8 protein-coding genes are annotated in these 9391 nt (G+C 61.9%); 3 read left to right on the top strand and 5 right to left on the bottom strand.

The genetic code is table 11. The features are described from left to right. Positions 1-146 precede the first annotated feature (146 nt). A complete protein-coding gene (locus tag AC0L18_RS01445; RefSeq protein WP_473490438.1) occupies positions 147-1607 on the top strand; it encodes an MFS transporter in 1461 nt (486 codons plus the stop codon). 17 nt (positions 1608-1624) lie between these two features. On the opposite strand, the gene AC0L18_RS01440 is transcribed toward AC0L18_RS01445, so the two are convergent. Continuing rightward, positions 1625-2500, bottom strand: coding sequence for an HpcH/HpaI aldolase/citrate lyase family protein (locus AC0L18_RS01440; protein ID WP_473490323.1), 876 nt, complete (start codon positions 2498-2500; stop codon positions 1625-1627). Positions 2501-2503: 3 nt separating this feature from the next. Further along, the gene (locus AC0L18_RS01435; RefSeq protein WP_461435588.1) at positions 2504-2977 is read right to left on the bottom strand and encodes a MaoC family dehydratase; all 474 of its coding nucleotides are present in this window, start codon (positions 2975-2977) and stop codon (positions 2504-2506) included. 238 nt (positions 2978-3215) lie between these two features. Here AC0L18_RS01435 and AC0L18_RS01430 point away from each other — a divergent pair, with 238 nt between their 5' ends. Beyond that, positions 3216-4337, top strand: coding sequence for a DUF2336 domain-containing protein (locus AC0L18_RS01430; protein ID WP_473490322.1), 1122 nt, complete (start codon positions 3216-3218; stop codon positions 4335-4337). A 77-nt stretch (positions 4338-4414) separates the two neighbouring features. On the opposite strand, the gene dapB is transcribed toward AC0L18_RS01430, so the two are convergent. Beyond that, the gene (gene dapB, locus AC0L18_RS01425) at positions 4415-5197 is read right to left on the bottom strand and encodes a 4-hydroxy-tetrahydrodipicolinate reductase (RefSeq protein WP_473490437.1); all 783 of its coding nucleotides are present in this window, start codon (positions 5195-5197) and stop codon (positions 4415-4417) included. 144 nt (positions 5198-5341) lie between these two features. Then, complete coding sequence (locus tag AC0L18_RS01420; RefSeq protein ID WP_473490320.1) at positions 5342-6223, bottom strand: dienelactone hydrolase family protein; 882 nt, start codon at positions 6221-6223, stop codon at positions 5342-5344. 224 nt (positions 6224-6447) lie between these two features. Here AC0L18_RS01420 and AC0L18_RS01415 point away from each other — a divergent pair, with 224 nt between their 5' ends. Then, positions 6448-6843, top strand: a complete 396-nt coding sequence (locus AC0L18_RS01415) for a nucleotidyltransferase family protein (protein ID WP_473490319.1) — start codon at positions 6448-6450, stop codon at positions 6841-6843. Between the two features lie 257 nt (positions 6844-7100). On the opposite strand, the gene parE is transcribed toward AC0L18_RS01415, so the two are convergent. Next, a complete protein-coding gene (gene parE, locus AC0L18_RS01410) occupies positions 7101-9152 on the bottom strand; it encodes a DNA topoisomerase IV subunit B (protein ID WP_091597149.1) in 2052 nt (683 codons plus the stop codon). Positions 9153-9391 lie beyond the last annotated feature (239 nt).

Genomic DNA, 9391 nt, shown 5'->3' with positions numbered 1-9391 from the left:
TTTTTTTTTCACATAAAAAAAAAAAAATTAAAATAAATTTTTTTTTTTTTTTTTTTTTTTTCCCCCCCCCCCCCCCCCCCCCCTGGCGCGCGGGGGCCCCCGGCCCCCCGCTTGGGGGCCCCCCACGCAGAGGATTTGTGTGCCTTATGACCGATACTTCACTTGTACGCCCGACGGACCGCAGGGCATGGTTGGGCCTCATGGCTGTCTTGCCCCTGGTCCTGCTCGTAGCCATGGACGGCTCGATACTCTATCTCGCGATGCCGCGTGTGACCTCGGCCATCACGCCGACCGCCGACCAAGCACTCTGGATTCTCGACATCTACGGTTTCGTGGTTGGATCGCTGCTGATCGTCTTCGGCAATATCGGCGACCGTTTTGGGCGGCTGAAGCTGATCATGATCGGCGCAGTGGTCTTCGGTGCTGGATCGCTCGGCGCAGCCTATTCGCAAACGTCTGAAAGCCTGATCGCCTCACGCGCCCTAATGGGATTGGGCGGCGCGACACTGTTGCCCTCCGGGCTGGCGATCGTGAGCTCGCTGTTCCCCGATCCGCGAACGCGCGCTCAGGCGATCGGGATTTTCGCGGCGACTTTTGCGGCTGGATTCGCCATCGGGCCTGTCATGGGCGGCCTGCTGTTGCGGCAATTCGAATGGGGCGCCGTGTTTTTGATCAATGTCCCCGTCGTGATCGGCTTCCTGATCTCTGCACCGGTACTGCTGCAGGAGGTGCGTTCGACTGCCTACGGACGAATCGATCTGGTGAGCCTCATATTGTCCTTCGCAGGTATCCTGTTGTTCACATATTCGCTCAAGAGCGCGGCGGCGCATGGCTTCACGCCGACACTGTTGACCATCGGCATCGTCGGCATCCTTGCCCTTGGGCTGTTCGTGCGCAGACAGAGCAGGATTGACTACCCGCTGCTCGACCTGGACCTGTTCCGAGACCCCATTTTCTCCATCGCCATCCTGACCGGCCTTCTTACGCTGGTTGTCTGGTCGGCCACCGGATATCTGTCGGGCATCTATCTGCAATCGGTGTTGGGCTTTGATGTTTTCAACGCAGCGCTGCTGACGTTGCCAGGCGCGATCGTGCTGACGGCGACTTGCGTGGGCACCGCGCGCATCGTCGAGCGGATTGGCCGCAAAACTGCCCTTGTTGCCACACATCTGCTCATCGGCGTCGGCGTCCTCCTGCTGCTGTTCACGACCACCGAGGTCGGAATCGCGGCCTTCATCGCCTCGACCATGATCACTGGCGTCGGATACGGGTTGTCCTTCAGCCTGGTGGCCGAGATAGCGGTGTCGGCCGTCCCTGCCGAACGAGCCGGTGCGGCGAGTTCGATCGCCGAGACCAGCAACGAACTGGGCAACGCGCTGGGAATTTCCCTGCTCGGATCGTTGGCCGCGCTGAGCTTCCGGCTGCTGGGTCCCGGCGTGGCCGGCACGCTCAACGAAACACTTGATCAGTCGGACTCTGAGATTATCGTGCGGGCCAACGAAGCCTTCCTCACCGGTTTACATGTCGCGGTCGGCGCCGGCGGTCTGCTGACCCTTGCAACTGGCATCATCGCGTGGTTCTGGCTGCCGAGAAAATTGCCCGAATGACCTCTGCTGCCAGGGAGTTATATCCCTGCCGCCCTGGCGCGTGCCAGAAGCCGCTCTGCCAGCTTGAGATGCGGCCGGTCGTACATCTTGCCGCCGATGCCGACGACGCCGGGATTTCCAGCCGCCTCGAATGCCTGGACGATCGCCAGGGAGTGTTTCACCGCCTCGGTCGACGGCGTGAAGGCGGCGTTGATGACAGGCACCTGCGCCGGATGGATCGCCATCTTGCCGGTGAAGCCGTCGCGCTCGGCCTCGGCGCATTCCGCCGCGAAGCCGGTCATGTCGCGAAAATCTGGGAAAACCGTGTCGATCGCCGCGACTTCCGCGGCACCGGCGGCGAGGATGGTCATGGTGCGGGCGAAGCGGAACACATCGGTGTAGCGGCCATTCTCGTCGCGGGCCGTGCGCGCACCGATTGCTGCCGAGAGATCTTCCGCACCCCAGGTCACGCCGACAAGCCGCGCACTTGCCTTGGCGTAGCTCGCGGCCGCCAGCACGCCGGCAGCTGTTTCGGTGATGATCGGCAGGATTTTTATCGCACCGTCCGGCAGCCCGCTTTCGGCCTCGTGCACCCTGAGCTTGGCCGAGAGCTGCTGGACATCCTGTCCGCTGTTCGACTTCGGTAGCATGATGCCGTCAGGTTTCACTGGCACGAGTGCCGCCAGATCGTCATCCGCCAGGCCGGTCGAGAGATCGTTGATGCGGACATAGATTGCGGATCTGGTCTGATGCCTGTGTCCGGTGATGAAGCGTGCGGCGATATCGCGGGCCAAGGTTTTGTTTTGTGGCGCGACCGAATCCTCGAGATCGACGATGACCACGTCGGCGCCGGCGCCAATCGCCTTTTCCAGCTTCTTTTCCGAATCGCCGGGAACGAACAGCAGCGAGCGCATCGGTCAGGCCTTCTTCATCATCATCGCCTGCCTCGTGCATTTGGCGACGAGCACGTCGTCCTGGTTGTAGGCGCGGTGCTCGAATTCGACGATGCCGCGGTCCGGCTTCGACCTGGAGTCGCGCACCGACACCACCGTCGTCTCGACGCGGATGGTGTCGCCGTGGAAGACCGGATGCGGAAACACCGTCTCCTTCATGCCGAGATTGGCGACGGTGGTGCCGACGGTGATGTCGTTCACCGAAATACCGATCATCAGGCCCAGCGTGAACAGCGAATTGACCAGCGGCTTGCCCCATTCGCTTTTGGCGGCGAAATCGAAATCGATGTGCAGCGGCTGCGGGTTCAGCGTCATTACCGAGAACAGCATGTTGTCGCTTTCGGTGACGGTTTTCCGCAGCGTGTGCCGGAAGACGTGGCCGACGACGAACTCTTCCAGATAAAGCCCGGCCATGGTCGATCTCCTCCGCTGCCGCATCGCCCCGAAAATCGGAATCGATTTTTTGGAAAGCACGATGCTTCAAAGTGTTAGCGTGCTTTGTGCGTCCGAAAGCGCGCAAGTCGCTCGAAGGGTTGATAGGCGCTGCCTACCGCGCCCGCAAGCCAGTTAACAAAGAGGGGGAGTTAACAAAGATGGTGAACCGTTCGTAAACCATTTCTGCCTACGGTCTTCACTGGGGCGGGAACGGACTCGGGCTAGGGGCATAGCGGACGGCATGGTTGTTTCGCATTTCCTGAAATGGATTCATACGGCAAGGGTCTCTGAGCGCGCCGCGGCAGCAAGCGCATTGGCTCGCGCCTACATCAATGCCGAACTGCCTTTCGAGGATCGCTGCGCGGCGGAGGCGGCGCTGACGCTGCTGCTCGACGATACCTCGTCGAAAGTGCGGCTGGCGATGGCTGAGGCGCTGTCGATGAGCCATCACGCGCCGCTGCAGATCATCAGCGCGCTGGCGTCCGATCAGCCGGAAGTCGCCAGCCTGGTGCTGGCACGTTCGCCGCTGCTTACCGATGCCGATCTGATCGACCGGGTTGCCGGCGGCCAGAAGGCGATCCAGAAACTGATCGCCGATCGTCCGCGCGTCTCCATGGCGGTCGCCGCCGCGATCGCCGAAATCGGCGAGCCGGAAGCCTGCGCCACGCTTCTCGCCAACAGCGGCGCCGACATCGCTTCGCTCAGCTTCCGCCGTATCGCCGAACGCCATGGCCATCTGCCTTCGCTGCGCGAAGCGCTGATATCGGATGCGCGTCTGCCCGCTGACTGCCGGCATATGCTGCTGATAAAACTTGGTGAAACGCTCAAGAGTTCGCCGCTGGTCCTGGCGCTGATGGGCCGTGCCAGAACCGAGCGCGTCATGCGCGACGCCTGCGTCAAGGCTTCCCTGACGCTGATCGAAGGCACGCGCCAGGAAGAACATGCGGCGCTCATCGAGCATCTGCGCCTGCGCGGCGACCTGACCGCAAGCTTCATCATTCGCACCATCGCGCACGGCAAGGTCGATTTCTTCGGCTCGGCGCTGGTCGCGCTCAGCCAGCAATCCGAACAACGGGTGAGGGCGCTGCTGGCCGGCGGGCACGACGTGGCGCTGCAGGCGCTGCTCCGCAGCGCTGGCCTGGCCGCGGCCACGCACGCCATCATCCTGCGCGCGCTGAAGGTCTGGCGCGAGGTCGCCAATGGCAAGCGCCTCGCCGGCGTCCAGGAAGTCAGCTGGCTGATGCTGAAGGAATTGGGCGGGCAGTCCGCCGAAGGCGATCTCGCCGGATTGGTCAAATCGATCCACCTCGATGCGCTGCGCGAAAACGCGCGCGGTCACGCGCTGGCGATCGCTGCTGCCTAGTGGTGAAAATCTGACGGTTAATACCCAAATCGAATTGCAGCAATGGGTGAAGAGCAGTCCTTGCGGCAGTTGCAAACTCAGCGGGAGATTGGCGACATCCCGAGAACGTCCTGCATGTCGTATTCGCCGGGTTCATGGTCTGAAACCCAGCGTGCGGCAGTCAACGCACCGCGCGCGAACATGCCGCGATCCAAAGCGGTATGCGACAGTGTCAGAATCTCTTCGTCGGCGGCAAATACCACACTGTGCTCTCCAATGATGCCGCCGCCTCGCAATACGGAAAACCCGATTTCACCAAGCGCTCGCTCGCCAATAATACCATCGCGCCCGCGCCGTTCGACGGGAGCAAGCGGAACGCCCCGACCACTGGCCGCTGCTTCGCCTAGCATCAGCGCCGTTCCAGATGGTGCATCGATCTTCCGGCGATGGTGAGCTTCATGGACCTCGATATCCCAAACCTCAGCGGGGAAAGAGCGCGCGGCGCGCTCAACCAGGCCCACCAGCATGTTCACGCCAAGGGAGAAGTTGCCTGAACGCACGATCGCTATTGTACGTGCCGCCTCGGCGATCCGAGCGAGGTGAGTGTCCTCAAACCCTGTTGCGCCGATCACCATTGCTGGTCGACCCATCGCGGCGCACTTTTCTGCAAGCGCCGCCGATGCTTGGCCGGTCGTGAAATCCACGACGACATCCGCAGCGCGGAGCGCTGCGTCAACATCAATCAATCCGTCGACGACTTTTTCGGGGCGTCCGAAGCCTCCTACGAGCGAAAAGGCAGGTGCTGCGGCCACAGCAGCGAGTAATGCTCTGCCCATGTGGCCCTGCGCGCCAGCGACAGCGATTCTAATAGCAGGCACCAATGTTCTTCCCTTAGCAACATCCTGATTAAAATCGACGGTTTCGTATCGATTTTGTACCGTCGCAGAAGTGGCCCATCGCGACAACGTCTAAGGTCCGCAACGGGGTGATGGAAAGCGGCCTTGCGGCACAAGTGTCTGTCTGGATCAGTGTCCAAGCGTTTTACTGAGGAAAACGTGTGAATCCTGAAACGAGCGATTGGCGGCGAGTTCATTGTATTGCAGGAAGTGGCCGAAGGACGAGATGCCCGTTTTCAGGTTCTCGGCGTCGAATGCGTGCGGGGCGTCCGGGTAGACGATGAGTTTGACGGGGCTCCCTTTGCCGCTGCGTTGCTCCATCATTTTCCGGCAGGCCGCCGCCGGGGTCCAATCGTCGCGTTCGCCGACTAGGATCAAGGTCGGAACGGCCATCTCACCACTCGTTACCGAGCATGAGGGGTAGTAGGCAATCGCAGCTTGGAATTTCTGCTTCATAAGCGCTTCCGCAGCGCCAAGCTGGACGGCTTGCAGCACAGCGATTCCGCCAGCGGACAACCCCATTACCGCGACGCGTCGAGAGTCGACGAAGCCGAGCGTGGTGAGGAATTCCAAGGCGCCGTAGGCGTCGTTGACCCGATCGTAAAACAGCCGGTCGCAGGTATGCCGGATGCCGCGCGTCGTGAAACTGTCGACGGCTAATACGATATACCCCCAGGACGACAATCTCCTTGACCAGGCCTCTCTTTCTCGGAGCCCAAGGCCGGCACAGCCGTGAAGCAGGACGACAGCCGGGAACGGTCCATCCCCCGCCGGGCGTCCCAGGAATCCTTGTATCGGCACGCCGGGAAAAATCTTTGGTTCTTCGCCTCGCTGCCGCGCCATGCGCGTCTGAAACGGTGTCGGCTGGGATGTGGCGCTTTTGAACTTCACCAACTGGTCGGCATGCGAATGAAAAACTCCAAGACAACCAATGATACCGCACAAGAGTAGTCTGGCTGCCTTTCGAAGGAAGGCCGGTAGGCCAAAGGTCTCGATCCAGCGGGCGTGCATCTCGGCTCCAGTCCCTCAGACTTCTTATCGACCGAGCTTATGCGCTGACCGGCAAGGTCGTCTCGCGTCCTTCTACATGGGTACAAGCGTCAGGTCTTCACCCACTAGCTTGGGTTTGGTAACCGCGATTGCGTTGCGTTGTAGGCGCAAAAAACTGCTACTATTTTAGGGCCATGCACGATTTTGCTTCGAAACGCCTTAAGGTTCCGGCAGAGATCAAGCCGTTGATCGAAGAGATCAGGCTTCGGTTGAGCCCCGATTCTATATGGCTGTTCGGCAGCCGAGCGCGGGGCGACAATCGACCTGACAGCGACTGGGATATTCTCGTTGCTTTGCCCGACGACGCCACGCCGGAACTGCTCGATCCGCTCGTCGGTTGGACGATTCAGCATGAAGTCGGAATTCCTGCCACAATCCTCTCGACCACGTCGAGTGAATTGGCGGCAAGCTGGGGTTCGCGGAATACGATCGCGTACGACGTTGCGCGGGACGGGCGCCAACTGGGATGTCTGACCACCGGACCATCGCCAGTGCGCTTCGATGTGCTGTGGGATTTGAACGCCGTCTGCGACAGCACCATCTCTTATGTCGGAGACCAGAGTTTGCAACCGTGGCGGTAGCGCGGTCTTGCCTTCTCCCCTTGTGGGAGAAGGTGGATCGGCGCGCAGCGCCGAGACGGAAGAGGGGTGTTGGCCGGAGTGCGGTTTTTGCCAAGCTGGAACACCCCTCATCCGACCGAGCTTCGCTCGGCCCCCTTCTCCCACAAGGGGAGAAGGGGGAGCGAACGATGATCGGGAGCGAGACGCCGAATTGAAGGCGAGGGGCTTTCGTGTGCTGCAACAACGGTCGCCGTTGCGGTTCGCCGAGCCGAAGAAATTCAGATATCCAGCACTTCCGTCTCGGCAAACTCCGCGCGTTCCTGGATGAAGCGGAAGCGGGCTTCCGGCTTGGTGCCCATCAGCGCGTCGACCGCATCCTTGGTCGCCGCCTCGGCATCGATCACGTCGACCCTGAGCAGCGTGCGCTTTCTCGGGTCCATGGTGGTTTCCTTGAGCTGGGCGGCCATCATTTCGCCCAACCCCTTGAAGCGGCCGATTTCGACCTTGCCGCGCCCGGTGAACTCGGTGCGCAGCAGTTCGTCCTTGTGCGCATCGTCGCGGGCATAGGCGACCTTGCCGCCTTGGCGGATCGAGTAGAGCGGCGGCACCGCCAGGTAGAGATGGCCGTCGCGGACCAGGCTCGGCATCTCCTGGTAGAAGAAGGTGATCAGCAGCGAAGCGATATGGGCGCCGTCGACGTCGGCGTCGGTCATGATGATGACCCGGTCGTAGCGCAGATCCTGATCGCGGTATTTTGACCGCGTGCCACAGCCAAGCGCCTGGATCAGGTCGGAAATCTGCTGGTTGGCAGCCAGCTTGTCGTTGCCGGCGCTGGCGACGTTGAGAATCTTGCCGCGTAGCGGCAGCACTGCCTGGCTGGCGCGGTCGCGCGCCTGTTTCGCCGAGCCGCCGGCCGAATCGCCCTCGACGATGAAGAGCTCGGCGCCGGCCGCGGCATTCTGCGTGCAGTCGGCGAGCTTGCCGGGCAGGCGCAGCTTGCGCACCGCGCTCTTGCGCGAGACTTCCTTTTCCTGGCGGCGGCGCACCCGCTCGTCAGCACGCGCGATCACCCATTCGAGCAGCTTCGAAGCTTCCTGCGGGTTGTCGGCCAGCCAGTGGTCGAAGGGGTCGCGGATCGCGGCCTCGACGATCCTGATCGCCTCGATCGTCGCCAGCCGGTCCTTGGTCTGGCCGACGAATTCCGGCTCGCGGATGAACACCGACAGCATGCCCGCCGCCGAGATCATGACGTCTTCCGAGGTGACGATCGAAGCGCGCTTGTTGCCGACCAGCTCGGCATAGGCGCGCAGGCCGCGCGTCAAGACGTTGCGGAAGCCAGCCTCATGGGTGCCGCCTTCGCCGGTCGGGATGGTGTTGCAGTAGGAGTTGAGGAACCCGTCGCCGCCGAACCAGGTCACCGCCCATTCGAGCGAGCCGTGGCCGCCTTGCCTGTCGCTTTTGCCGGCAAAGATTTCGCGGGTGACCTGGAATTCGTCGCCGAGCGAGGCTTTCAGATAGTCCTTGAGGCCGCCGGGAAAATGGAACTCGGCCTTGGCGGGCGTCGTGTCCTTCTCCTTGATCAGCGAGGGGTCGCAGGTCCAGCGGATCTCGACGCCGCCGAATAGATAGGCCTTCGAGCGCGTCATCCGATAGAGCCGCGCCGGCTCGAAAGCAGCACCCTTGCCGAAGATCTGCTCGTCGGGATGGAAGCGTATCCTGGTGCCGCGGCGGTTATGCACCTCGCCGAGCTGCTCTAGGCCGGTCACCGGAACGCCCCGCGAAAAACGCTGGCGATAGAGCTGGCGGCCGCGCGCGACCTCGACCTCGAGATGGTCCGACAGCGCGTTGACGACGGAGACGCCGACGCCGTGCAGGCCGCCCGAGGTCTCGTAGACCTTGCTGTCGAACTTGCCGCCGGAATGCAGCGTCGTCATGATGACTTCGAGCGCAGGCTTCTTGAATTTCGGATGCGGATCGACCGGAATGCCGCGGCCATTGTCGGTCACCGCCAGATATCCGTCGGCCGAAAGCTCGACATCGATGAAAGTCGCGTGGCCGGCGACCGCCTCGTCCATCGAATTGTCGATGACCTCGGCGAACAAATGGTGCATCGCCTTGTCGTCGGTGCCGCCGATATACATGCCGGGCCGCCGCCGCACCGGCTCCAGCCCTTCCAGAACCTCGATGTCGGCGGCACTGTAGCTCTCGCTGCCGTCGCGGGATGCCGGGCGCTTCGCCGCCTGCACCAGCGGGTCGGCCGGGCGCGCGGTGGCGCGAACCGGTTGCGGCTGCTTGTCCAAATTGCCGAAAAGATCGTTGCTGTCGTTCATGCTGGTCCTGGATTGCGATGCTGCGAATCACCACCCGATACTGCCACGCTTTTTGCGGGCAGGCGACGGAGGTTCCCGTTACGTTCGAGGATAGAGCCTCTTACTGCAAAACCATTGGACAACCAAGCGGCGGAAATGGGCCGAGGGCATCGACGCTTTGTAAACCTTGTCCGGAGGTTACGCCGGAAGGTTGGCCGAAAAAGGGTATTCGCGGATTGCTGCTGACCTAGAATGCGGCA

Source organism: Mesorhizobium sp. WSM4819 (assembly GCF_055811215.1).
This window is presented reverse-complemented; position numbering and strand designations above follow the sequence as displayed.